This window comes from Alteromonas sp. AWJ4_197, assembly GCF_056160285.1.
This window is the reverse complement of sequence record NZ_JBSWWW010000001.1, coordinates 233,786-258,549: the sequence shown is the minus strand read 5'-3', so window position 1 is coordinate 258,549 and position 24,764 is coordinate 233,786. Positions and strand designations below refer to the sequence as shown.

Below are 24,764 nucleotides of genomic sequence, written 5' to 3'. Positions count from 1 at the left end.
CGGTGCCCGTTAAGTGAGTAAAGCAGGTAAGGTAGCCACCTGGCTGGTAAAAAAGCTGTGGATGCTGCTGGCAGTCTTTTTAGTGTTGTTTGCTGTCATGCTGAGCGTTATGCGCTACGCATTGCCCCATATCGACCATAAAAAATACCTGCTCGAAGACTATGTCAGTGAAAAATACGGTGTCGATCTCAAAATTGGCAGCGTTCAGGCTGACTGGGAAAAATCAGGCCCCAGTATCGTATTAAATGATGTGGTGCTCGCCAACGGCGACTCTTCTCCGGTGGCGCTTGGCATTAAACAAGTCCACATGGACATCGACTTCTGGGAAAGCCTGCGCTTACGGATGTTGTCTTCCAATGCCTTTACTCTGGACGCACTGACACTCGAAATCGATGCCGACCGTCTTGACGGTGCCGGCGAGAGTGATTTTCCTGTCGTCGATGCCCTTAAAAGCCTTTTCCTTGAGCAGTTACAGCGCTTTTCACTTACTGACGGTGAGGTTGCGATTACCCGCAATAATGAGCGGGAAGTACTGCAACTGGAGTCACTGAGCTGGATCAACAAAGACCGGCGTCACCAGGGCACCGGCGCTGTGCGGGTACAGGAACTGGCAAATAACTCCGCTTCTTTTATTCTCGATCTCACCGGTACCCCTGATTCACTGGATGGCGTGATGTACGCCCGGGCAGAGGATTTGGATATTTCTCCCTGGGTTAGCGGCTTGCTGGCAACACGGCGTCCGTTGCGTGAAAGCCGGGCGAATTTTGAAGTCTGGGCTGAAGTAAAAGAAAGTCACTTCAGTGCGTTTTATACCGAATTCCACGAAAGTAAGCTGGCGTGGGGGGGCGACGATGCGCTGGTGTTTAACTCGGGGATCCGCGGCGGCAGCATTCAGGCGCAACCGGTTAAAGACAAATGGCACTTCCGTGTTGACCAGCTTATTTTTGATGCCAACGATCAGAGTCTGGTAACAGACCTGGTAGGAACCGTATCGGATAATGAATTACTGGTGAATACGGTGAAGCCGGCACCGGTGAACCCTTTTCTGGTGTTATTACCCCTGTTCACAGACGATACCGCCGATGACAATATCCGCGATATTAACCCGGGGGGGCAACTGGCGACACTACAGGTAAAACTGCAGCCGAAAGGGTTCGACCTGGCAGCAAAACTCATTGACGTGAGTTGGGATCAGGATGGCTATGTGCCCGGGCTTTCTCACCTCGACATGGACATTTTCTGGCATAAGAAACAAGGTGTGGTGATGTTATCTGCAGATGACAGCACCCTGGACATCGATAATTTGCTACCGGAATCAGTGAAGGTAACCAAGCTGAGAGGGAAAGTGTTTGTTTACCGGCAGTCCCTTGATGACGGCAATCACTGGGTTGTCCAGAGCCACAAACTGGATGTGCAGTCGGACAAATTATCGTTTCAACCTGCATTCCGCTTTGATACCACTTCACGGGATTTGTCGGTAAGTGCTGACATCGCGTCCCGTCCGGTAAAAGATATACAGGACTTGTTGCCTGGTCCGGTAATTGGCAAGAACACAACGGCTTTTCTCAACCGCGCTTTCGTCGGGCCGGGGCAAATAGAAGGGGCCACTATACTCTGGCAGGGTAAACCGGCAGATTTTCCTTTCAGCGGCAATGAAGGGGTTTTTCAGGCCAAAGTACAGGTAACCGGCAGTACGTTCCGCTTCTCTGATGACTGGCTGCCACTGGAAGGGCTGGACCTTACTTTATTGTTCGAGAACGACAGCTTAACTATGCACAGTCCGGGCGGCACACTTGGTGGTGTTGCCGTTAGTGATATGACTGCTGTGATCCCTGCCTTAAGGGGCGATTCGGAAGTGATTATTGATGCCACGGGTAAAGCAACAGGGGCGGATGTTACTTCATTTATGCTGCAGAGCAGTTTATCCGGTTCGCTGGGACGATTACTGGAAAAAGATGTGCAGATAAAGGGAGACCTGTCTGCCGGCTTACATCTTGAAATTCCTTTCGACAGTAACCAGGTCATTGCCCGGGGGGAAGTGACCCTGCCCGGGAACGATGTTCACGTGAGCAGCGTAAAAATGGATTTTGCCGGCGCTACCGGTAAAGTCATCTTTGAAAACGAAAAGGTACAGTTCACCGATCTAGAGGCGTCGTTGCTCGGGCAGCCGGTGAGTTTGTCTTTTGACGGCAAGCAGGAAGACGAAGATTATCTGGTGGATCTGTCGCTGGATGGTACCTGGAACATTAATCCTCTGCTGGCTGAGTTTAATCCTGACTTCGACACTTATTTATCCGGTGATGCCCACTGGCAGGCCGTTGTCGCATTGCGTATTCCGCCGGAAGGATTCAGCTACCGTGCGAATATTACTACGCCGTTAACCGGCCTTAGTTCAAAGTTGCCAGCTCCTTTTGCTAAAACAGCAGACAGTGATTTACTGTTCAATGTGATCAGTGAAGGGAATGAGCAAGCCTCAACGGTGAAAGCCAGCTTAGGTGATGATGTGCGCTTCGAAGGTGTACTGCCTCATCAGGAAATGCAGTTTTCCCGCGCCCACCTGGCTTTGGGTGACAGCGACTTTGTAGGCATGGGCATAGGTTTCAGCATCTCCGCCGCCATGGATGTCGTGAATGTGACGGACTGGTACAAAACCATCGAGTTACTGGTAAACGGCATGGGCAGTGGCGGCGAACCCGGTACGCAGAAAAACGCGTTATTTTCTGTGCCGGAACGTATATTTGTTAATGCCGGTAACCTGGTGATTGCCGGTCAGAATCTGCATAACGCTAAAATTACCACCAAGCAGCAAAACAACAACTGGATGCTGGATATCAACGCCACGGAAGCCAGAGCGACGGTGAATTTGTATGATGACTGGCTGGCGCGGGGCGTTGCCGTTGAAGCTGATTATATCCGTTTTGAAAGTTGGGAATCAGAAGATGAAGGCGTGGCCCATAACTGGGATGCGAATACGTTACCGCCGGTCTACTTCCACTGTAAACAATGCATATTCCTCGACAAAGATTTAGGCGAGGTAACACTGGATGTGGCGAAAGCGACGTCTGGTCTGGATATCCGGCAACTCAGTGCAGTGAGTAAGCATGGCAAGTTTTCGGCAAAAGGAAAATGGGTCTTTGACGGCGACGACAACAACACTTTATTGGGAGGTTCGCTGGAAAGTGATGATGTGGGCATGATGCTGAAAAACTGGGGCGTCGACAGCGGCATTAAAGACTCAGGCGCCAGAATGAATTTTGATTTAAGCTGGGCAAAATCCCCCATGGATTTTAGTGCAGAAAACCTGACAGGCGATGTAGAGTGGTCTTTGTCAGACGGTTATCTCAGCGAAGTCAGTGATAAAGGCTCCCGTATTTTTACCCTTTTCAGTCTGAATTCACTGGTGCGTAAACTGAGCCTGGATTTCCGTGATGTGTTCGCGAAGGGCTTCTTTTATGATGATATGAGCGGTACCTTGTCCATCGCTGACGGCAAAGCGTATACCGGCGATACTGTAATTGATGGCGGTGCCGGTGAGATCAATATCAAAGGTTATACGGATCTGGTGGAAAACCAGCTGAATTACAATGTGGTGTTTTCGCCTAACGTCACCGGCAACCTGCCTATCCTGGTGTACTTCCTTGCCACGCCGCCAACCGCACTGGCTGCACTGGCACTTGACCAGGTGTTAACATCAGCGAAAGTCATATCAAATGTGAACTACCATGTTACCGGCAGCTTAAGTGAACCGGTATTTGAAGAGGTGGGCAGGGACAGCAAAGAAGTTGCACTGCCTGCGAAAAACCGGCCGGCAACATCGCCGGATGATCCCATCACAGACCAGGACATGGAGCGTATCAAACTGGAGGTAAACAATGGTTAATGTAGTCGCGATACAGATGACATCCGGACCGGATGTCGAAGCGAACTTACAGTTTGTTGAATCTCAACTTGCGTTACTGCCAGACCCGGACGAAGTGACCAGCCTGGTTGTATTGCCTGAGTGTTTCGCCTGTTTCGGCACCCGTGACGGTACATTACTGACGATCGCAGAAGCAAAAGGTGAAGGCAAAATTCAACAGGCACTCAGTGCTATGGCGGCAAAATACCGGTGCTATCTGGCGGGTGGCACTATTCCGCTCAAAACCTCTGAGGAAAACCTGTTTACAGCTTCCTGCCTGTTTTATTCGCCGGATGGCGAACTGATAACCGAATACCAGAAGATTCACCTTTTCGATGTGGCGGTAAATGATCGCACCGGTACCTATCTGGAATCTAAATATACGAAACCCGGCAGCCGGGTGGTAGTTGTGGATACAGAGGTCGGGCGTATTGGTCTGGCAGTATGTTATGATGTGCGCTTTCCCGGCTTATTTACGGCAATGGGAGACATCGATATTCTGGTGTTGCCTGCTGCTTTTACGCAGCGTACCGGCGAAGCACACTGGGAAGTGCTTTTGCGTAGCCGGGCAATTGAAAAACAGTGTTTTGTGGCTGGCGCAAATCAAACCGGCATTCATGCCAACCAGCGCGAAACTTACGGTCACAGTATGGTGATTTCTCCCTGGGGGGATGTTCTGGCCTGCGAGCCTGAACAGACCGGGCTGGTAAGTGCTAAAATAGACATTAACGATCGGGTGAAGTTGAAGGCGAATATGCCTGTCAGCCAACATAACCGGTTCAGGAGCCAACTTGTTTAATAACGTAAAAACGCATCTGCTTACAGACTCAGGCCTTGATTTGTCATCGCTGGAAAAAGCGCTGGGTGAAATTTATCACCATGACAATGACTATGCTGACCTGTATTTTCAGTCCAGCCAGCATGAAAGCTGGGTGCTGGAAGACGGCATCATCAAAGACGGCAGCTACAACATCGAGCGCGGTGTAGGTGTGCGTGCAGTCAGTGGTGAAAAAACAGGTTTTGCATACTCTGACGACATCAATGAAACGGCCCTGCTGGACGCCTGCCGCGCAGCCCGCACGATTGCTCCTTCTGGTGGTAAACATCATGTTCAGTCACTGGAAACCGGCAGCTATATCACCCGTTACAAAGACAACAATCCCTTGCTTGCCATGCAGGACGCTGAAAAAATTGCGCTGTTAAAATCGGTGGACGCTTACATCCGTCAAAAAGAACCCGGTATTAATCAGGTGGTAGTGAGCTTAAGCGGCGTGTATGAAGAAGTACTGGTGGCTGCGACTGACGGCACCTTGGCGGCAGATATTCGTCCGCTGGTGCGTCTGAACTGCTCAGTACTGATGGAAAAAGGCGATCGCAGGGAGCGTGGCAGTGCCGGCGCCGGCGGACGCCACTCATATGACTTCTTCACCACAGATAAAGACGGCCGGCCTTATTACGAAACCCTGGCCGATGAAGCACTGCACATGGCGCGGGTGAATATGGAAGCGATCGCCAGCCCTGCCGGGACCATGCCGGTGGTGTTAGGTAACGGCTGGCCGGGTGTGCTGCTGCATGAAGCGGTAGGCCATGGTCTGGAAGGTGACTTCAACCGTAAAGGTGCATCTACTTTCAGCGGCCGTATAGGCGAGCGTGTAGCTGCCAAAGGGGTCACAGTGGTAGATGACGGCACAATGGCTGACCGCCGTGGCTCTCTTTCTATAGATGATGAGGGCACGCCGTCAGCACATAACGTGCTGATTGAAGACGGCATCCTGAAAGGTTACATGCAAGATAAAATGAATGCCCGTTTGATGGGTGTGAGCCCAACCGGAAACGGACGCCGTGAGTCCTTCGCGCACTTACCCATGCCACGTATGACCAATACGTACATGATGGCCGGTGAGCACGACCCGCAGGAGATCATTGCGTCAATCGACAAAGGTGTTTACGCACCGAACTTCGCCGGTGGTCAGGTAGATATCACGTCCGGTAAGTTTGTATTTTCCAGCGCAGAGGCTTATCTGATTGAGAACGGTAAAATTACTGCACCGGTAAAAGGCGCTACCCTCATTGGCAATGGCCCTGAAGTCATGCAGAAAATTTCCATGATTGGTAATGATGTGGCGCTGGATCGCGGTGTCGGTGTGTGCGGTAAAGATGGTCAGTCCGTGCCGGTAGGCGTCGGTCAGCCAACGCTGAAGGTGGATGAACTCACCGTAGGTGGTACTGCTTAAGCGCTCAACTGCTCTGATGAAAAAAGGCGTGATAAATTTTTATCGCGCCTTTTTATATTACCCTTCGTGAATCACTTCTTTTAAGTACTGAAATAACTCGCGGAACGCTTTTGGCGGTGCGTTGTTCTCCCGCTCTTTCCTGATTTGACGGTGGAACTGCCGCAGTTTCTGGCGATCCAGGGCAGGATGCTCTTCCATCAGGCGTTGTATGGCGTCATCACCCTCATTAATTACCGCTTCTCTGGCTTTTTCCAGCGCGTGAAACGCGGCATTGCTGGCCTGGTGTGCGTGCGTCAATTTTGCCAGCGCAGCTTCAATATCGCTGGTATCCCGGCTGCGCATTAATTTGCCGATAAACTGAAGCTGACGTCTGAAACCATCTTTTTTGCGGTTAATATTCCGCGCCAGCATCACTGCGTCTTTCAGTTCTTCGTCCATTGGAATGGTGGCAAGGTGGGCCGGCGTTAAGTTAACCAGGTCTTCTCCGAGCTTCTGACGTTCAGCAGACAGACGCTTCAGTTCGGATTTACTGATTAATTCACTCTCATCATCCTGATCAATTTCATTAAATAAGTTTTCTTCATCAGAATGGTGGTTGTTATCGCTCATTTGGCACTCATAAATGTTACACTGCAGTATTCGGTTATTGTGACATACAGACGGAAATAGCGAAACTCACTATGCAAATTGAAAAGCAAATTGCGGAAATTCAGAATGTCGTAGACGACGTTCTTAAAATGGCGCTGAAAAAAGGCGCGACGCAGGCCGAGGCCAGTATGTCGAAAGTGCAGGGGATTGCTGTGTCATCCCGCATGTGCGATGTAGAAAATGTGGAATTTAATAACGACGGTGGTCTGGGGATCAGCGTTTATGTCGGTAAGCATAAGGGCAGTGCGTCTACAGCGGATCTGAGTAAGGAAGCGCTGGCACTGACGGTAGAAAAAGCGGTGGATATTGCCCGTTATACCAGTGAAGACCCGTGCACTGGCCTGGCAGACAAAGAACTGATTGCCACTGAATTTCCTGATTTAGAATTGTATCACCCCATTGAGCTGGACCCGCAAAAAGGCATTGAGATTGCCATTGAAGCTGAGCGGGCCGCCATGGCATACGACAAACGCATTACCAACTCAGACGGCGCATCTTATAACGCAAACCTGGGGATGCGGGTGTACGGTAATACCCATGGTATCAACGCCGGCTATCCGAGCAGTCGTTACAGCGTGAGCTGCATGATGATCGGCTCTGAAAATGGTGATATGCAGCGGGATTACGCCTATACAGTAAACCGTCAGGCGCATTTGCTTAAACCTGCTGCAGAAGTGGGCCGTGAAGCCGCTGAGGCAACTGTCGCCCGTCTGGGAGCCCGTAAAATTGCCACAGGCAAAGTACCGGTCATGTTGCATAAGGACGTTGCCAGTTCATTATTCGGCCATTATGTCAGTGCCATCAGCGGTGGCAGCCTGTACCGCCGTTCTTCATTCCTGCTGGATAAGCTGGGCGAACAGGTTTTCCCTCAATGGCTGAACATTGAAGAAAAGCCTCATTTGAAATCAGGGCTGGCCAGTTCCAGCTTTGATGCTGAAGGGGTGGCAACACAAGACATGACGATTGTGGAGAACGGTTGTTTATCTCACTATCTCTACACGACCTATTCAGCACGCAAACTGGGCGTGATTTCAAACGGTCATGCTGGCGGTATCCACAACTGGATTGTGGGGGACACCGGGCAGTCAGATGCTGAGATGCTCAAAGAAATGGGCACCGGTTTACTGGTTACAGAGCTAATGGGGCAGGGTGTAAACACCGTAACAGGCGATTATTCCCGTGGTGCTGCCGGCTTCTGGGTTGAAAACGGTATTATCCAGTATCCGGTTCACGAAGTGACCATTGCCGGTAATCTGAAAGATATGTTTATGAACATTGCTGCCATCGGCGCCGAACGCGAGCTTCGCGGCGGTGTTCAAACCGGCTCAGTGCTGATTGGTGAAATGCGTATAGCCGGCAGCTGATTGCCGGCTTCAATCAAATAGCCGTATCAGAAACATCAGACACAAAAAATGCAGCCAGAGGCTGCATTTTTTCATCTGTGGAATGTGAAAGCTAATGCCCGGCGGGCTATCAGCTGTCTACAGAACCGCAGAAACGGTAACCTTCACCGTGGATGGTTACAATCAACTCTTCATCGCTCGGCTCGGATTCGAAGTGTTTACGGATCCGGCGGATGGTTACGTCAACAGTACGGTCGTTCGGGCGCAGTTCACGGCCTGTCATTTCCATAATTAGCTGTTCACGGGTAAGAATTTTGCCAGGGTTGCTCAGGAACAGGTGCAGTGCACGGAATTCAGAGCGTGGCAGACGGAATTCCGTGCTGCTTGGTGAAATCAGAGAGCGGCTGTCGCCATCCAGAATCCAGCCGTTGAAGCTGACGCGGCTTGGTAAGTCGTCGTCTTCTGCAGAACTGGTAGTACGTGCAAGCAGGTTGCGGGCACGAATAGTCAGTTCACGCGGATTGAAAGGTTTAGTCAGATAATCATCTGCACCGATTTCCAGACCCAGAATACGGTCTACATCGTTGTCACGGCCAGTCAGGAAAATCAGACCTACATTCTTACGGTCGCGTACTTCACGCGCCAGAATAAGACCATTTTTGCCCGGCAGGTTAATATCCATGATAACCAGGTTAATAGAGTGATTTTCGAAGAAATCATGCATCTGATCGCCATTCTCGGCCTCAAACACATTGTAGCCTTCAGCTTCGAATAAGCTCTTTAGTGTGGTACGCGTTACCACTTCGTCTTCAACAATTAATATATTTGGCGTCTGCATGGTGTTTTACACTCTTCTACAATCGATTAAGCTAGCTTCTGACAATTCTAATATCCGGGTGACTATTTTAAAAGCGTTTATCGGATAACTTGTCAACGGTATAAGGATTTGTACAAAATTTACAAGGGCTTATTCACCTTTTAACGGTAAATTTCCGGTTTCAGAGCTTTCGACAGGGAAAATGATAATAAATTCCACGCCGTTTCCTTCTTCACTGGTAATTGAGATGGTGCCGTTCAATGCCTGTGTTACCAGGTTGTAGACCAGATGCATACCCAGTCCGGAACCACCTTGCCCCCGCTTAGTTGTAACAAACGGGTCAAAGATACGTTTGCGGATATCATTCGATATGCCTTTTCCGTTATCTTTGTAAATTAATTTCATTTTTGTCGGTGTCATCATTTCCGCAATGATGTCTATTTCACCGTGTTCTATATGCTCAAAGCCGTGTATGACAGAATTCATGATCAGATTTATTATTATCTGATTGATAGGGCCGGCTTTGGTCTCCACTGATAACGTCGGATCGCAGTCTACGCGAATATCATGATGGAGCTTTTTTAATCTGGGACGTAAGGATAACAGTATCTCATTAACCAGCTGTGCAAAGCAAAATCTGCGGTTACTTTCTGAAGACTGGTCTACCGCAACCTGTTTGAAGCTGGAAATCAGCTCTGCTGCACGGTTAAGGTTCCGGTAGATGATATTCAGGTTTTCCTGACTCTCATTTAAGAACCTGGCCATTGTACTGGCTTTTAGCGTTTTACTCTCGAATTCTTTTTGAATGATGTGCAATCTGTCCAGCATCATGGTGGAAGCCGTAACACCAAGACCAATTGGTGTGTTAACTTCGTGGGCCACACCGGCAACCATATCTCCAAGTGACGCCATTTTTTCGTTCTGAACGATTTGTCGTTGAAACTGGTGTAACTTCTCCAGTGTCTGGATTAACTCCTGGTTGGCATCTTTAAGCGCGTTCGTGCGCTGACTCACCATATCTTCCAGGCTGGCATTCAGTTTACGGTGCTGCTCCTCCGCCATTTTTTGTTTTTGCATGTATTCCTGGATACGACTCAGCATTACGTTAATCGATTCAGATAAATACGCCAGCTCTCTGATATTGCCGGGTTCAGCACGGGCGGAGTAATCTCTTTGCCGGGACGTTTTACTGAGAAAATCTCCCAGACGCTGGATAGGCGCAGTAATGAGCTTTTGCATTTTGAGAGAAACAATAAAGCAGATCACCAGCATCAGAATAATGACGGTGACAGACGTCAAAATGGACTGCTGGATTTTTTCATTCAGACGATGTGTGGACACCTGAATATAGATGTACCCCGCCGTTGAGGCATCTTCATTCTCGATGGCACGTGCAATTTCAACGATTTCGTTTGAGTAAACCGGACGAAAATAATTACTGACAGAGGACTCTTTCGAACTGGTGCGGGTTTCGCCTTCTTTGGTGTAGTTTGCCACCATTCTGAGCTGACCGGATATATCCTGCTGGTAAATATGCACGTTGAGCAAATCAGGAGAAACCGCCAGGTTTTTAAGTTTATTACCCAGTAACCGTTTATCTCTGTCTGATTGTACTTTAAGAAGGTCGTCTTTAAACAGGGCGGCGAGTAAGTCAATAAAGATAGTGACATCTTCGCGCTGTGCTTCGCGGTAATGATTCACCTGGTTGTAGCCGGACAGACCCGCAGATACAAGCAAAGACGCTGTGGCGATGGCCATAACCATCCACAAAAACAAACTACGTATTGATAGCTGCACAGCGTGCTGACTCATTAAACAGTGTCTTATTCTAAGCGCGTCCCTTCACTCAATAGTGGCTTATAGTTGCGTAAAAATAAAGCAACATCCGTGATTTATTCCTTTAAATCATCGTCCTGTAGAGTGCGAGGTAAGATTCTGCTGACGCTTCCCAGGTGAAACGGGTTTGCATGCCACGGATTTGCATTTCTCTGAACTGCACCGGGTGTTCATAGTAGAACAACAGGGCACGGCGGATACACGCCAGCAGCGCCTCCGGTGTAGGGGCATCAAAAACAAAGCCTGTTGCGTTTTCTTTATCCTGACACTGATCAATGACAGTGTCTTTCAGGCCACCCACTGAACGCACGATGGGTAATGTTCCGTAGGCAAGGCTGTACATCTGATTCAGGCCACAAGGCTCGAACTGGGATGGCATCAGGAAGAAATCCGCGCCGGCTTCCACAAGGTGGGCGTGGTGGGTACTGAAACCGTTTATAAAGGCAAATTGTTGAGGATGATTCTGGGCAAACTCATCCAGATCCATACAAACTGTGGGATCACCGGTGCCGACAATGACCATCTGTACGTTGTGGTGCATCAAATCCTGCAAAATAGGGACAAGGTAACCGAAGCCTTTCTGTTCTGTTAAACGGCACACCATGCCCAGCAGCGGCACATCGGGATTTTGAGGTAAATGGCTGAGTTCCTGTAACGCCAGTTTGCAGGTTTTCTTATCGTGTAAGGTGTCGGCAGAATAATTTTGCGGCAGATAGGTGTCGTCCTGCGGATTCCATTGCCCGTAATCACAACCGTTCAGAATACCCGACAAATCTTGCTGGCGCATGACCAGGCGGTCGTGCAGGCCGTGTGAGCCCAGGTCTGTAAGCAACTCTTTTGCGTAATTCGGACTGACAGTTGTTACCTTGGTGGCGAATTCGATGCCCGACTGCAACATATTGATGTAGCCGCCGTGGATCTGAGACAAAATCGCAGGGTGATGGCGAAGATAAGGAATGTCGTCCAGTTTGTGCACGCCCTGAAAGGCTGCATTGTGAATAGTAAAAACCGTCTTCGTCTGATTGAAGTAGCCGGACTGATCAAAGCGCAACAGAAATGGCAGCATGGCCGTGTGCCAGTCGTGGCAGTGGATAATATCAGGCTGAATACTCAGAGCCTGCAATGCATTCAACGCTGCTCCACAAAAGAAGCTGAAGCGTTCAGCATTGTCCTGGTAGGCTTCATAGGTACTGCTGTATAAACCGTCGCGGGCGAAATATTCAGGATAGTCAATAAAGTAGATATTGAGTCCCTGCCAGGACAACTGTTTGATGTTGTAGTGGTATACCTTACCTTCGGCAAATAATGTCTGTTGTGCGCAGGCATCGGCGAGTTTATATTCGTCCGCAATCGCCTTGTAATAGGGCATGATGATGCTGATTTGTTCACCGGCATCCAGTAAAGCCAGAGGCAATGCCTTTCCTACGTCGGCAAGTCCTCCTGTTTTGACTAAATCTTCCACTTCTGAAATGGCGAAAACAATATTCACAACAAGACTCCCGACAACCTCAAAGCAATGGCGCTGCTTTGTTTACCAAACAGTTAAATCAACACCGGTTATGTGATGGTAAACGTTACCACACAGTTCAAAATCTGCCTATCCGCAAATACTCAAATACAATGAAAAGCGGGAATCCTGCGCCACCGTGTGGGTTTGCGGAAAAATATCACCAAGCAGTCCGGGGTAGGGTAAGAACCGGTTGGCAACCATTTGTAATGTGCCTTTTGAGTTCAGGCAGCGGCGGCTGTCTTCAATAAACCGGCGGGTCACTGTGTAATCTGTTTTTACGCCGGTATGAAACGGCGGGTTGGTGACAATGTGTGAGAAAGATTTGTTCACGCCATGCAAGCCGTCTGATGCAATCAGTGTTGCTGACTGCTGATTTGCGGCCAGCGTTCTGGCACTGCAATAAATGGCAAGGGCACTGACATCCAGCAATGTCATATCCAGATGGGGAAAGCGACGGAGCAAATGTGCACCGATAACACCGGCACCACAGGCAAAATCCAGTACTTTACCCCGTAAACGGTCAGATCCTTTGTCCAGCAGCATACGGGTACCGTCATCCAGTTCACCGTGACTGAACACGCCGGGCATGGAAACGACTTCCCATTGGATCCCCTGAACCTCGAATTCTGATTCGTCAATCCAGTCCCCCGGCTTAAACGCAGTTCCCGCTTTCTCAGGCATCACCGTAACCAGACTACAATGCCTTGCTGAGTCTACTTTCTGTGACGGACCGGTCTTTTCAATCAGCTTGCCGATACTCTTAATGCCACCTTTATTTTCACCCACAATGTGAATGCGGCCGCCTTCCTGCAACGCAGAGACAGCCATGGCCAGCAACATCTGCATGTGCGCTTTTGATTTAGGCATATAAATCAGAATGTCAGAAAAACAGGTTTCTGCCGGAATGAACGGGGCAAACAGATGGCGGTGAGCGCCGGTCTTTTGTTCAATGCAAAAGCCGGTCTCAGAATGACTGACATCGCGGCTGTCGAACTCACAGCAGGGGATCACCCGCACACTTTCACTGAAAATGTCGAAGTACTGGTGAAGAAAGGTCACAGGTCTGTGATCTATCTGATCGGCAAAATACGCGTCGGCAGGGTTGATAATCAACCAGTTACCTTCTTCAAAAAGTGCCAGGTTTCTTTCCATTAACTGGCTTTGCGGGCTGAGCATGTGTGTTTTCCGGTTATTTTATTATTCTGTACGTTGGTATATGAGATCCCACACACCGTGGCCAAGCTTTTGTCCGCGGACTTCAAACTTCGTTATTGGCCGGTAGTCCGGACGGGGCACATAGTCTCCGTCTGTCGCGGTATTCTCATAGCCGGGAGCCGCATTCATCACTTCCGCCATATACTCAGCGTAAGGTTCCCAGTCTGTCGCCATGTGGAATTTACCGCCGACAGCAAGCTTTTCACGCACCATTTGTACAAATTCAGGTTGTACGATACGACGTTTATGGTGACGCTTTTTATGCCATGGATCAGGAAAGTAGAGTTGAACCCGGGCGAGGCTGCCGTCAGGGATCATTTTCTTAAACACTTCTACCGCGTCGTATTCCATGACACGTAAGTTCGTCAGGCCTCGTTCACCGGCTTCCGACAAACATGCGCCTACTCCGGGACGATGTACTTCAATACCAAAAAAGTTTGATTGCGGGTCGTTCTCTGCCATTTCTACCAGAGATTTGCCCATTCCGAAACCTATTTCCAGCACCACCGGCGCATCGCGACCGTAAAGATCCTGTAAAGACAGCATTTCATCTCTAAACTCAATGCCCATGGTTGGCCAGAAAGATTCCAGCGCTTTAGCCTGTCCTTTGGTTAATCTGCCTTCACGTTTAACAAAGCTGCGTACCTTGCTGATGTAAACGCCGGCGGCTTCCGCCTCTTCCTGATTTTTGTATTGACCCATTTTTTCGTGTCCGCACTATTACCGGTTAAACAGGGGCGGCATTATGCCCGCTGCCCGGGTGATTGCAATATAGAGTGGTTAATTTTACTGCAATAACTGTGGTACTGCTGTGAAATCCGCCGGATTAGTCCAGAATCGACTGTAAAATGCGGCTCATAGTGTCCGGTTGCTCTAAAAGACACATGTGGCCGGCGCCGGGAACCGATGTGTATGAGGCTGAAGGAATAGTTTCTGCGGCGTCTTTAAGTACACTGGCTGTGACTACCTGGTCGTCAGCGGCGGCAATGATATGAACAGGGAAGGAGCAGGCTTTCAGTTTGTCTGTCAGCGCTGGTCTTGGCGTGGTCGCTTGTGTGTGAGCCAGTAAGGTGGCCGCACCGAGATCTTTCCCCATGTCCTGCACAACACCGGCTACATCGGGGTTGTTCTGGTGGTCAGGGTGAACAAAGCGGGTAATGTAGGCCGGGCTGTCAGGTTTGAAACTGCCTTTTTTCAACATAGTGACCAGTTGGGCACGGCGTTTTTCTTCTTCTGCAGTTAAACCGTAAGGAGAGCTGGCGATCATCGTCAGTGATGCAACGCTGTCAGGATTATCAATCGCCCAGCGTGCAGCGATATAACCGCCCATGGAAAAGCCGGCAAGGTGCACTTTTTCACCTGCCAGAACACGGTCGGTGGTCAAAGCCAGCATCTCATCCATAGAAGAAGCCCACTGCAAAGGTACGTAGCGACGCTGATGAACCTGCAGTTTCTGCCATACCGGCAACCACACTCTTTCATCACACAATGTGCCCGGAAGGAATAATGTAGGAAATGACACGCTTAAACCTGCTTAACTTTGGTATTCAGCGCGGCATGTTATCATAGCGGTGTAGCAGAAAGAGTGAATAAATAGCCTAAATGACAAAGCAATTCTCAGAACGTGTACTGGACTGGTTCGATGTGCATGGCCGTAAACATCTTCCCTGGCAGCAGAATATCACGCCCTATGGGGTTTGGGTGTCGGAAATCATGCTCCAGCAAACGCAGGTTTCAACAGTCATCCCTTATTACCAGCGCTTTATGAATAGTTTTCCTACGGTAAATGACCTGGCAGATGCATCGCAGGATGCCGTACTGGATCACTGGACGGGATTGGGGTACTACGCCAGAGCCCGCAATCTTCATAAAGCGGCAGGCATTATCGCCGGGCAATATCATGGCCAGTTTCCGGCTACCCTTGATGAGGTTGTCGCTTTACCCGGCATCGGCCGTTCTACTGCCGGTGCTGTATTGTCTATCGCTTGCGGTCAGAATCATCCAATCCTTGATGGCAATGTTAAACGGGTACTGGCGCGGTTCTATGCCGTGGAAGGTTGGCCGGGACAAAAGCCGGTGGAGAATCAGCTATGGGAATATGCCGCTGCGAATACCCCTGAGCAACGTTGTAATCACTACACTCAGGCCATGATGGACTTAGGGGCCATGATATGTACCCGTTCAAAGCCCCGTTGCGATGCGTGTCCGTTGCAAACAGATTGCCTGGCCTATGCGCAGGGACGGCAAGGCGAGTTTCCCGGTAAAAAGCCAAAGAAAGTCTTGCCTGTTCGGACCACGTCTATGGTGGCAGTGCTTTATCACGGCAGTGTGTTAATGGCGCAGCGTCCTCCGGCCGGCCTCTGGGGCGGATTGTACGGATTTATAGAAACAGATAAAGCGGTCACAGAACTGACAGATGAGTTACCGGTGAGTGTGGGCGAAATGCAAGCGCTTGAGCCTTTCAGGCATACCTTCAGTCATTTTCATCTGGATATTCAGCCCTGGTTGATTTTGGCTGACGGCATTGAGCAGCAGCGGGTTGAGGAAAATAATCAGCGCTGGTTTAATCTTGATGAGCCTTTGGGTGTAGGTACTGCAGCACCCACGCAAAAAATTATCTCGCAAATAAAACAATTCCTTTAGACTATGCCCACATTCGCGGGTTTGTCAGCCCGGCTTAAGGAGACACCATGAGCAGACAAGTATTTTGCCAGCACCTGAATAAAGACGCAGACGGACTGGATTTTCAGCTTTATCCCGGCGAACTGGGAAAGCGTATTTTTGACAATATTTCTAAAGAAGCCTTTGCCGCATGGCAGAAAAAGCAAACCATGCTGATTAACGAACAAAAGCTGAATATGATGGAACCTACAGACAGAAAGTTCCTGGAAGAAAAGATGGAGGCCTTTTTGTTCGAAGGGATTGAGCCGACCATCGAAGGCTACGTACCCCCGAAGAAGTAGTGTTAAACGGTTGAAAAATGCACGGGTTGCTGTTTTTTTCTCTGAATTGCGCAACTAATGCGCAGTTGAAAAAAATATGCAGAAAAACGGTTGACTTGAAGCACGGAAATCCGTTTAATACGCACCCACAGCAGGACAGGCTTTAAAAAGTCTCCTCGCTACCAAGTTTCGCCCAGATAGCTCAGTTGGTAGAGCAGCGGATTGAAAATCCGCGTGTCGGTGGTTCGATCCCGCCTCTGGGCACCATTCTTAGAAGCCTCGCGTAAGCGGGGCTTTTTTGATTCCGGAAACTGAAAATACCATCCGTTCCGGTGCCTTACCTAAAAAATGAAAAGCACGGCAATGAACGGAAAAATAACCGCAGTGACTGCCAGAGCCAAAATCCACTCCCGTCTTTCATCAGCTGCCATTTGCTTTTTATGCTCTTCCCAGGTTTTCATTTCCGTCTCCGCCTTTCATTGAACGTTAAGCATAGCTCAGATAATCATCACTATTACAGCTATTGGCCCGGCAATCAATTCTGGTTGGCCTTCTTTGACCGTCAGCAAATTTTAATGCTTATGGCGCACCGCTAATAGCAGTACCGGATTGATATTTATCATAGTGGCACCGTGCGGCGGGGGATAGTCTCGGGAGTAAGGTCATTGCTTTTAGTATCCCGGCTACTCACTTAAGGGTTGTTCATGTCATCTGTATCCGCTTCTGTAAAAAACGCTCAGTCTTCTGCTTCACAAGAATTCAAACAAGGCTACAAAGTGCTGCTGGCTGCGTTGATTGGTGCCGGTTGCGGACTCACATCGGTTTGTTTTTACACGAACAGCGTGTTTGTTGCGGCGATAGATGCAGACATGCCCTGGAGTCGGGGGGAAATTCAGCTCGGAATAAGTATCATGATTTTAGCTGCGGTGATCACAGCACCGCTTACCGGCCTGGTTATCGATCGCTTTGGTGCAAGGGCTGTGGCTTTGGTATCAATGCCACTTTTTGCGCTGAGTCTGATCGGGCTTTCCTTTACAGGCAAACAAATCTGGATGTTTTATACAGGTTGGGTGGTGATGTCTGTGTTGGCCGCCGGCACATTACCCGTAACCTGGACGAAAGTTGTGAACGGGTGGTTTGACCGTGCCAGAGGACTGGCGTTGGGGCTGACTCTGATGGGAACCGGCATCGCAGCGGCTGTCGCGCCCGGCTATACAGCCTGGCTGATTACAGAGTTTGGCTGGCGTAATGCCTACGCGCTTTTGGGTATCACTGTCATCGTCATCGCATATGTTCCGCTGCTGCTTTTCTTTCGTGAAGCGGGCAGGGCTAATGTCGTCGGGGCTTCTTCCTCTGAAGCGGAAGACACAAATTTAGTCCCATCCGGACTCAGTCTTAAACAGGCACTGAAAGGTTATAAACTTTGGGCCCTTTGCATAGCTTTATTATGTGTGGCAGTGGGTATTTCCGGGGTTATTACCAATCTGGTTCCTATCCTGACTGACCGGGGCTTGTCAGTAAGTGATGCCGCGCATTTTGCCGGATATATCGGTATCAGTGTTATCGCCGGCCGGCTGCTGGCAGGTTTTCTTATGGACAAGGTTTGGGCACCTGCGGTTGCAGCGCTCTTTTTAGGTATGCCTCTGGTGTCTGCAATCATTTTGCAGCAACCGCTTCTTAATGAGATGGAAATTATGATTGCTGCTCTGATTGTGGGCCTCGCGGCAGGTGCTGAACTGGATATTATGGCGTATCTCATCAGCCGCTACTTCGGGCTGGCGCATTACGGTTCGCTGTATGGCTTTCTCTATATTTTCTTTTCGGTGGGAGCCGGGCTGGCGCCATTCGTCTTTGGCCGTTCTTTTGATGCCTCTGGCAGCTATGATTTCACGTTGCATGCTGTGGCCATACTCTCTGCAACAGGAGCCGGATTAATCATTACACTGGGCCGCTACCCTGAACAGATGAAGCACTGATAAATACAGCCTGTTTTACCTTAAGAGAGTAACGGCTCAAATTTACACCAGAGTCTGTGATATACTTGAATGAACTGCAACACGTATCTCTTCATTTTTTATTTCAAAGGTTCTTCTATGATTCATCCCCGTTATGCACCGGTGGTTTTTGCATTATTCATGGCTTTCTTTATGTCCGGCATTATGTCGCTGGTAGTAACCACAATTAATATCGGCTTTACAGATGGGGTGATTATTAGCTGGCTGAATTCCTGGCCGCTGACGTTTGCCATCGCTTTTCCGGTGATTATGGTGGTGTCGCCGGTGGTAAAGCGCATTGTTATGCGCCTTGTGGCAACAGAGGCGACCGCGCAGAGGTGAAGGGTCAACCCGGCAGTAACGCCAGTGCCGCGAGTAAGGTCATGATGATAACCAGCCAGCGGTAGTGAGCTTCACTGATACGTTTTACCAGCCAGATCCCGCAATATACCCCTGCAATGATGAGTGGCAGAGCGAGCAAATTCAATTTCAGGCTTTCCCAGCTGATGGTCTCCCACACAAAAACATGAAAAGGGACTTTAAACAGGTTGATGACAAGGAAAAACCAGGCAGCAGTACCAATAAATACATTTTTGGGTAACCGCATACTCAGCAGGTAAACAGCCATCACAGAGCCGGCCAGATTGCCCACCATAGTGGTGAATCCCCCCATGACACCGGTCAGCACAGCAAACGTTGTATTATCAGGCACGTCGGCTTTTCGCTTTTCCAACCAAAGCATTAACGCCACACTGGCGAAAATAATCACTGCCATGACCCGCATGAACATACCGTCGTCGATGTGGTCGCCCAGCCACGTGCCAAGCAATACTCCGGCAATCGCAGGAGGAAACAGTTTCATCAGAAACTGCCAGTTTGCGTGTCTGTGATAGTGATAGACTGCAAAAACATCAGCGGCAATCAGCATTGGCAGCATGATGCCTGAGGAACCTTTTCCGCCGAACAGTATGGCAAGTAAGGGAACTGACAGCAGAGATGTACCATGGATGCCGGCCTTGGCCAGACCGACCATAAAACCAATTGCCAGCACGATACTGATGTCTGCAAACGAAAGTTGTTCGATAAACAAAAAGAAGCTCCTCAGATTGACTTCTCTGACGAAGAATAAAAAAGCGTCAGCGTTGAGGCGGGGATGAAAAAATAAATTATAAAGCACTTACAACAGGGAACAAACAATGAAACGAATGAAGAGCAAACGACTCGCGTGCGGCATAGCAGTGCTGCTTGCCCTCTCTGTATCGCAGGCCATGGCGGCTCCGGGGTATTACCGTGAACCGGTTTTGCATAATGACCAGCTGATATTCAACGCTGAAGGCGATCTCTGGTCTGTAGATTTGAACACCAAGAATGGCGGTCAGTTTGGAGCGACACGGTTAACTACCCAACGGGCAGAAGAAACGCAGCCGGTTATTTCTCCTGATGGCACACAACTGGCGTTTGTTGCTAACTATGAAGGCACGACAGAAGTTTACATAAAACCAGTGAGAGGCGGTGTGGCAAAGCGTGCCACCTTCGAAAATGCGGCAGTTAAACTGCACCAGTGGACGACATCCGGTGTGCTCCTTTACAGCACGAACAGCCATACAGGGCCAGCCAATAGTTATGTTCTTAAACTGCTGGAGCCGGACTCTGGCAAGGTCTCTACTTTACCTCTCGCTGATGCAGTAGAGGGGGTCATTGATGACAAAGGTGAGTGGCTCTACTTTGTTCGTTTTGGCTTACAGGTTTCTGGCGACAATGCAAACTATTATCAGGGTGGAGCAAAAGGTGAACTCTGGCGATGGAAACTGCATTCCGGGCTGGAGGCTGAGCGGTTAACAGCAGACCATAACGGTTCTGTACGCACCCCAATGCTGGCAGACAACCGCATTTATTTTATCAGTAACCAGGATGGCCCGGACAGCCTCTGGTCGATGACTCCCGACGGTAAATCTTTGCGAAAAGAATCCGGAACAGCAGACTGGACGGTACGCGGTGCCAGTGCCGACAGCAACCGGATTGTGTACCAGCAGGGTGCGGATTTAGTGTTGAAAGACTTGTCATCAGGCAGCAGCGAAATTGTACCGGTTCAGCTGATTTCAGATTTTCCCTACCTGCGGGAACACTGGGACAATGCGCCTCTTGAGTTCCTTACCAATACGGCCTTCGCGCAATCTGGTGATGCTGTTGTGCTGACGGCCAGAGGCCGCATTGCTATTGCCAGAACAGATGGTTCAAGATTGGTTGAAGTGGATACGCCGGAAGATTCACGCAGCCGGAAAGCCCTGCTCAGTCATGACGGGAAGTGGGTTTATGCATTAAACGACGCCAGCGGTGAAACGGAGATCTGGCGTTTTGCAGCAGATGGTTCTGACCAGGCTGAGCAACTCACAAAAAATGGTGATGCGTTTCGCTGGCAGTTATCCCTTTCACCTGACGGTAAGTGGCTTGCCTTCGACGACAATGAGGGAAAGGTTCAGGTTCTCAATACTTCTGATAGCACGGTGTCCACGGTACTGGACGACAGTGACGGATTGTTTGCCACCCCGGACCTGGTGTGGTCTGCGGACAGCAAACTGCTGGCTGTCAGCCGTAATATTTTAGGTAACGAGCGCAACAGTATTTATCTGTATGCCATGGCTGAACAGCGGGGGATGGAAGTAACATCGGATAAATACCAGTCTTACTCTCCGGCGTTCAGTGCAGACAGTCAGTGGCTTTATTTTCTGTCTGACCGGCATTTTGTTGCTTCACCGTCGAATCCCTGGGGCGACCGTGCCATGGGGACTGCCTTTGACAAACCGACACAAATTTTTGCTCTTGATCTTACCGGTAACGGTGATTTCAGTTTTGCCGCGCCAACCGAGCTGAACCGTAAAATTAAAGGCTCAGAAAAAGATGAAACGGGGTCAGAGCAGGAAGGTGAGCAGTCCGGCTCCGTTGTAAAATGGGATGGCCTGACTTCGAGACTCTGGCAGGTGCCAGTCAGTCCGGCTAACTACGGTCATCTGACTATGACTGACTCAACCTTATTTGTAACGGAACAAAGTGGCAGCGCAGCCGTGCTGAAAGGGATGGCAATTAAGCACGACGGTAAGCTGAAGGCGGTGACCTCCGGTGTGGCCGGTTATGCCTTATCCGCAGACGGAAAGTCCCTGTTTGTACACAAACAGGGTAAGGGCAATAAGCACATGTATATCGTGCCTGCCAGTACCAGTTTTCCGAAAGACTTGTCAGGTAAGCAACTCGATACAGCAGGCTGGCAAATGCGCATTACGCCGCAGCAGGAATGGGCGCAGATGTTCCATGATGCCTGGCTGATGCACAGGGAGTCACTGTTCGATCCGGCGATGCGGGGGCTCGACTGGAAACAGGTAGAAAAAAAATACGCTCCGCTGCTTGCACGTGTAACACACCGGAGTGAACTGAATGACGTTTTTGCCCAGATGATGGGAGAGCTCAATGCGTTACACAGTCAGGTGCGGGGCGGTGAAATGCCGGAAGATAAAAATGCAGCCAAAGCGGCCATGTTGGGCGGCATCCTTGACGACACCGCTGATGGTGTACTTCTTTCCCACATTTACCGTTACGACAGTGAAATTCCGGCAGAGGCACCACCTCTGGCAAAGCCTGGTACCGATGCGAAAGAAGGCGACATTGTCCTTGCGGTGAATGGCCATGAAACACAAACCCGTGCAGACGTAGTACGGGCGCTCATGAACACCGCCGGCAAGCAGGTGTTGCTGACACTGAAACGGGATGAGGAAGTAGTGAAAACCGTTGTTACCCCGACAGATGTGAATACAGATTTTGCACAGCGCTACCGTGACTGGGTACTGGCGAACAGCGAAAAAGTGAATCAGGAAGATGCTGATATTGGCTATCTGCACCTCTATGCAATGGGGGGTAATGATGTCGCGTCGTTTGCGCGGGAGTTCTATGCCCAATATAAAAAGGATGGCTTAATCATTGATGTCAGGCGTAATCGTGGTGGTAACGTGGACAGCATGATCCTGGAGAAGCTGCTCCGGCGGGTATGGATGTTCTGGCAGTATCCTACCGGTAGCGTGGGCACAAACATGCAGCAAACATTCCGTGGTCACCTTGTGGTACTGGCCGATCAGTTTACCTATTCAGATGGCGAAACTTTCACTGCCGGAGTAAAAGCAATGCGCCTGGCTCCGGTTATCGGCAAGCAGACCGCAGGTGCCGGTGTGTGGCTTACCGGACGCAACCGCGTTGCCGATAATGGTATGGCGCGGGTGGCTGAGTTTCCTGTATTTGCTGCAGACGGACGCTGGATAACTGAAGGGCGGGGGATCAGTCCGGACAGGGAAGTCGATAATCTTCCGTATGCAACATTTAACGGAAAAGACGCTCAGCTGGACGCTGCAATCCGCTATTTAAAAGAGCAGATAAAACTGAATCCGGTAAACCCGCTGGAAGGGGAGACACTGCCGGATGTCCGCACACCGGCGCATGATATCCGGCCGTAGGACAGAGCAGCAGGTCTATACTTTAGTTTACTTTTTGGCCAGTTAGTGTTGTTATGATTGTCTAAAAAACATGGAGTGTGTCATGAAAACAAATACTTTCGTAGCAACATTTCTGGCCTTACTGACAGGGAGTTTGTCTGCCAATGCTACCGGCAAGGAGCCGGAATTCCTCAAGTATTACCCGACGTGTGATTACGACGTACTCGATACCACTGTAGTGAGTGTGATGTCTTATGTACGCGGTGACAGAATCAGCGACGCTGCGCACAAAGAAATGATGGCTGAGGCCAGGGACGATCTGTTTTACGAAGCCCTTGATGTCGATGCACAGGGTGTTGCGGTATTACGGACAAAATTTCAGCAAACCAGCAATGACCGTGGCATGTTAAGGGTAACGGCCCAGTTGTTATCTGAATGCAAAGATGGCAGTGAATATGTTGATGGCGATCTGACCCCGTTTACTCCGGACGGATTCAAACAATTCGGCATGAATGTCATCCGCGCCAGACAAACGGTCTCAGTGCCGGCGTTTGACGCTTCCGATGATAAAACCCCGCCACTGCCTCAAAGTACTGAAGTCAGTATCGGGCAGGGCATGTATGGCATCAAACCCGGTGATAAGCAGGAAAAAGTAGAAAAACTTTTCGGAACGCCCTCTTTTACGTTCAGGCAGGATGAGCACTGGACAATGCTTGCCTATGGCCGCTCCCACTGGATTACCCTGAAAGACGGCATCGTGGCAGAGGCCCGGTACGGCTCAGCATTTTTTGGTAATGAACTGACCAACTTTTTCTTTTTTGATGATCGCTTCGACTACCGTAAGTGGTCAATTAATGGCATCGGGAAGGGAGAGAGTTATTCAGGCAAACAGCAAATGTCTTTCAGACAGGGAGATATTACCCTTACGCTCACCGGCGAAACCTATCTGGTGAACGATCAGAAAGACGTAGAGCGGGAAGCTACCGGTTTTGTATTGCGCAATGAAAAAGTGATGGCGTCGTTACCTGAATTTACATGGCAGGAAAACAATGAGGCTGTGGCATTTCTGGATGACTTTACAAATCGGGACGACAACGGGGAAAGTCTGGATATCTCCGCACTGCCCGGTGAAAAGATTGGCTGGACGAACCGGCGATTTGGCAAAGGGTATGTGTTAATAAACCCCTGGACGCTGGTAGAAGTCATCGGCCGGAATGTCAGTAAGGTCAATGTCAGCCCTGACTTTATTCAAAATGAATACACCCAAAATCATCACTGGCGCTTTGCGCAGTTCTTTAAAGGGCAATCTAAAAACGATGCCTTATCTGCGGTGGGCGAGGACAGTTTCGTGATGAATGATGTTATCGAAGTGGAAGCGCCTAATTATCTGTATAAAGTCTATATGTCAGAAATAAACGGCAAAGAGCAGGTGTACAGCATGGAAATGCGTATTTTTTAACGTATGCCCTGCTTGACTGGTGTAGTGGTTTTTGAGTTCTTTTTGCAGATCCATTATCGTGCTCAATCGCAAACGATGAAAAAGGTACGCTGATGACACAGAATGAATTTATAGGTTATTGCCGGGAGCAACTTATTCTGAGTTTCCGCAATACCTTATCAGGCAAGCCGGACGATGTGCAAAAGCACCGGACCGAAGGCCTTATTCAGGCAGCAAAACTGCTTGGTATTGCCAGCCATTCTGATATCTCGCAACTCATCGAAGAAGAGCATCTGGCTGTATTTGGTGAAACAGTCAGCGAGCGGACCGCCCGAAAAAAATCCCTCACTGAGCTGAAAGAGCAGTCTCCGGATATTTACTACGACATCCCTGCTATCGAACGCCTGTAAAGTG

General features: G+C 49.6%; 19 protein-coding genes and 1 tRNA gene. 12 read left to right on the top strand and 8 right to left on the bottom strand.

The features are described 5' to 3' along the window. Positions 1-13: 13 nt before the first annotated feature. The 3 genes from ACXAGC_RS01130 to tldD are packed head-to-tail and all read left to right on the top strand — an operon-like array spanning position 14 to position 6,132. Positions 14-3,880: a YhdP family protein gene (locus ACXAGC_RS01130; protein ID WP_474841653.1), complete on the top strand. Its 3,867-nt coding sequence runs from the start codon at positions 14-16 to the stop codon at positions 3,878-3,880. Continuing rightward, entirely contained in the window at positions 3,873-4,697 is an 825-nt protein-coding gene (locus ACXAGC_RS01125) for a carbon-nitrogen hydrolase family protein (RefSeq protein WP_474841650.1), read from the top strand. Before ACXAGC_RS01130 ends, ACXAGC_RS01125 begins: the two co-directional genes overlap by 8 nt. Beyond that, a complete protein-coding gene (gene tldD, locus ACXAGC_RS01120; protein ID WP_474841649.1) occupies positions 4,690-6,132 on the top strand; it encodes a metalloprotease TldD in 1,443 nt (480 codons plus the stop codon). The genes ACXAGC_RS01125 and tldD overlap by 8 nt, the downstream gene beginning before the upstream one ends. Positions 6,133-6,189: 57 nt before the next feature. Here the strand turns inward: tldD and yjgA are convergent, their stop codons facing one another. After that, positions 6,190-6,741, bottom strand: a complete 552-nt coding sequence (gene yjgA / locus ACXAGC_RS01115) for a ribosome biogenesis factor YjgA (RefSeq protein WP_474841648.1) — start codon at positions 6,739-6,741, stop codon at positions 6,190-6,192. 71 nt (positions 6,742-6,812) lie between these two features. Between yjgA and pmbA the strand changes: the two genes are divergently transcribed. Continuing rightward, positions 6,813-8,144, top strand: coding sequence for a metalloprotease PmbA (pmbA, locus tag ACXAGC_RS01110; protein WP_474841646.1), 1,332 nt, complete (start codon positions 6,813-6,815; stop codon positions 8,142-8,144). Between the two features lie 109 nt (positions 8,145-8,253). On the opposite strand, the gene arcA is transcribed toward pmbA, so the two are convergent. The 6 genes from arcA to ACXAGC_RS01080 form a co-directional block, all read right to left on the bottom strand. Further along, complete coding sequence (gene arcA / locus ACXAGC_RS01105) at positions 8,254-8,961, bottom strand: two-component system response regulator ArcA (protein WP_119502849.1); 708 nt, start codon at positions 8,959-8,961, stop codon at positions 8,254-8,256. Between the two features lie 129 nt (positions 8,962-9,090). Then, on the bottom strand, positions 9,091-10,752 hold the full coding sequence (locus ACXAGC_RS01100) for a sensor histidine kinase (protein ID WP_119502848.1): 1,662 nt from the start codon (positions 10,750-10,752) through the stop codon (positions 9,091-9,093). 88 nt (positions 10,753-10,840) lie between these two features. After that, a complete protein-coding gene (gene glgA / locus ACXAGC_RS01095) occupies positions 10,841-12,265 on the bottom strand; it encodes a glycogen synthase GlgA (RefSeq protein ID WP_474841643.1) in 1,425 nt (474 codons plus the stop codon). 108 nt (positions 12,266-12,373) lie between these two features. Next, the gene (locus tag ACXAGC_RS01090) at positions 12,374-13,462 is read right to left on the bottom strand and encodes a methyltransferase (RefSeq protein WP_474841641.1); all 1,089 of its coding nucleotides are present in this window, start codon (positions 13,460-13,462) and stop codon (positions 12,374-12,376) included. 21 nt (positions 13,463-13,483) lie between these two features. Continuing rightward, positions 13,484-14,203 carry a tRNA (guanosine(46)-N7)-methyltransferase TrmB gene (gene trmB, locus ACXAGC_RS01085; RefSeq protein WP_474841639.1) on the bottom strand — a complete coding sequence of 240 codons (720 nt, stop codon included), beginning with the start codon at positions 14,201-14,203 and terminating at the stop codon, positions 13,484-13,486. Positions 14,204-14,327: 124 nt separating this feature from the next. Then, positions 14,328-15,023, bottom strand: coding sequence for an alpha/beta fold hydrolase (locus tag ACXAGC_RS01080; RefSeq protein WP_474841637.1), 696 nt, complete (start codon positions 15,021-15,023; stop codon positions 14,328-14,330). 80 nt (positions 15,024-15,103) lie between these two features. Between ACXAGC_RS01080 and mutY the strand changes: the two genes are divergently transcribed. The 5 genes from mutY to ACXAGC_RS01055 all read left to right on the top strand — a co-directional run bounded on the left by mutY (position 15,104) and on the right by ACXAGC_RS01055 (position 18,779). Next, positions 15,104-16,144 carry an A/G-specific adenine glycosylase gene (gene mutY, locus ACXAGC_RS01075; RefSeq protein WP_474841635.1) on the top strand — a complete coding sequence of 347 codons (1,041 nt, stop codon included), beginning with the start codon at positions 15,104-15,106 and terminating at the stop codon, positions 16,142-16,144. 47 nt (positions 16,145-16,191) lie between these two features. Continuing rightward, positions 16,192-16,464 carry an oxidative damage protection protein gene (locus tag ACXAGC_RS01070; RefSeq protein ID WP_119502842.1) on the top strand — a complete coding sequence of 91 codons (273 nt, stop codon included), beginning with the start codon at positions 16,192-16,194 and terminating at the stop codon, positions 16,462-16,464. A 170-nt stretch (positions 16,465-16,634) separates the two neighbouring features. Further along, positions 16,635-16,710, top strand: a tRNA-Phe gene (locus tag ACXAGC_RS01065). A gap of 437 nt (positions 16,711-17,147) precedes the next feature. Continuing rightward, the gene (locus ACXAGC_RS01060; protein WP_474841633.1) at positions 17,148-18,419 is read left to right on the top strand and encodes an MFS transporter; all 1,272 of its coding nucleotides are present in this window, start codon (positions 17,148-17,150) and stop codon (positions 18,417-18,419) included. Between the two features lie 117 nt (positions 18,420-18,536). Continuing rightward, positions 18,537-18,779, top strand: a complete 243-nt coding sequence (locus tag ACXAGC_RS01055; RefSeq protein ID WP_474841631.1) for a DUF2798 domain-containing protein — start codon at positions 18,537-18,539, stop codon at positions 18,777-18,779. Positions 18,780-18,783: 4 nt separating this feature from the next. Here the strand turns inward: ACXAGC_RS01055 and ACXAGC_RS01050 are convergent, their stop codons facing one another. Next, the gene (locus ACXAGC_RS01050; RefSeq protein WP_474841629.1) at positions 18,784-19,527 is read right to left on the bottom strand and encodes a sulfite exporter TauE/SafE family protein; all 744 of its coding nucleotides are present in this window, start codon (positions 19,525-19,527) and stop codon (positions 18,784-18,786) included. A 115-nt stretch (positions 19,528-19,642) separates the two neighbouring features. Between ACXAGC_RS01050 and ACXAGC_RS01045 the strand changes: the two genes are divergently transcribed. The 3 genes from ACXAGC_RS01045 (at position 19,643) to ACXAGC_RS01035 (ending at position 24,760) form a co-directional block, all read left to right on the top strand. Then, positions 19,643-22,933, top strand: a complete 3,291-nt coding sequence (locus ACXAGC_RS01045; RefSeq protein WP_474842377.1) for a S41 family peptidase — start codon at positions 19,643-19,645, stop codon at positions 22,931-22,933. Positions 22,934-23,015: 82 nt separating this feature from the next. Further along, complete coding sequence (locus tag ACXAGC_RS01040) at positions 23,016-24,371, top strand: hypothetical protein (RefSeq protein WP_474841627.1); 1,356 nt, start codon at positions 23,016-23,018, stop codon at positions 24,369-24,371. A 92-nt stretch (positions 24,372-24,463) separates the two neighbouring features. Continuing rightward, a complete protein-coding gene (locus ACXAGC_RS01035) occupies positions 24,464-24,760 on the top strand; it encodes a hypothetical protein (RefSeq protein ID WP_474841625.1) in 297 nt (98 codons plus the stop codon). Positions 24,761-24,764 lie beyond the last annotated feature (4 nt).

Bases quoted from the DNA above. Each gene is read 5' to 3' on its own strand.
- mutY (WP_474841635.1), top strand. From the start codon at position 15,104: ATGACAAAGCAATTCTCAGAACGTGTACTGGACTGGTTCGATGTGCAT.
- ACXAGC_RS01040 (WP_474841627.1), top strand. From the start codon at position 23,016: ATGAAAACAAATACTTTCGTAGCAACATTTCTGGCCTTACTGACAGGG.
- arcA (WP_119502849.1), bottom strand. From the start codon at position 8,961: ATGCAGACGCCAAATATATTAATTGTTGAAGACGAAGTGGTAACGCGT.
- yjgA (WP_474841648.1), bottom strand. From the start codon at position 6,741: ATGAGCGATAACAACCACCATTCTGATGAAGAAAACTTATTTAATGAA.
- ACXAGC_RS01100 (WP_119502848.1), bottom strand. From the start codon at position 10,752: ATGAGTCAGCACGCTGTGCAGCTATCAATACGTAGTTTGTTTTTGTGG.
- ACXAGC_RS01125 (WP_474841650.1), top strand. From the start codon at position 3,873: ATGGTTAATGTAGTCGCGATACAGATGACATCCGGACCGGATGTCGAA.
- ACXAGC_RS01090 (WP_474841641.1), bottom strand. From the start codon at position 13,462: ATGCTCAGCCCGCAAAGCCAGTTAATGGAAAGAAACCTGGCACTTTTT.
- ACXAGC_RS01060 (WP_474841633.1), top strand. From the start codon at position 17,148: ATGTCATCTGTATCCGCTTCTGTAAAAAACGCTCAGTCTTCTGCTTCA.
- pmbA (WP_474841646.1), top strand. From the start codon at position 6,813: ATGCAAATTGAAAAGCAAATTGCGGAAATTCAGAATGTCGTAGACGAC.
- ACXAGC_RS01070 (WP_119502842.1), top strand. From the start codon at position 16,192: ATGAGCAGACAAGTATTTTGCCAGCACCTGAATAAAGACGCAGACGGA.
- ACXAGC_RS01045 (WP_474842377.1), top strand. From the start codon at position 19,643: ATGAAGAGCAAACGACTCGCGTGCGGCATAGCAGTGCTGCTTGCCCTC.
- ACXAGC_RS01055 (WP_474841631.1), top strand. From the start codon at position 18,537: ATGATTCATCCCCGTTATGCACCGGTGGTTTTTGCATTATTCATGGCT.
- ACXAGC_RS01035 (WP_474841625.1), top strand. From the start codon at position 24,464: ATGACACAGAATGAATTTATAGGTTATTGCCGGGAGCAACTTATTCTG.
- trmB (WP_474841639.1), bottom strand. From the start codon at position 14,203: ATGGGTCAATACAAAAATCAGGAAGAGGCGGAAGCCGCCGGCGTTTAC.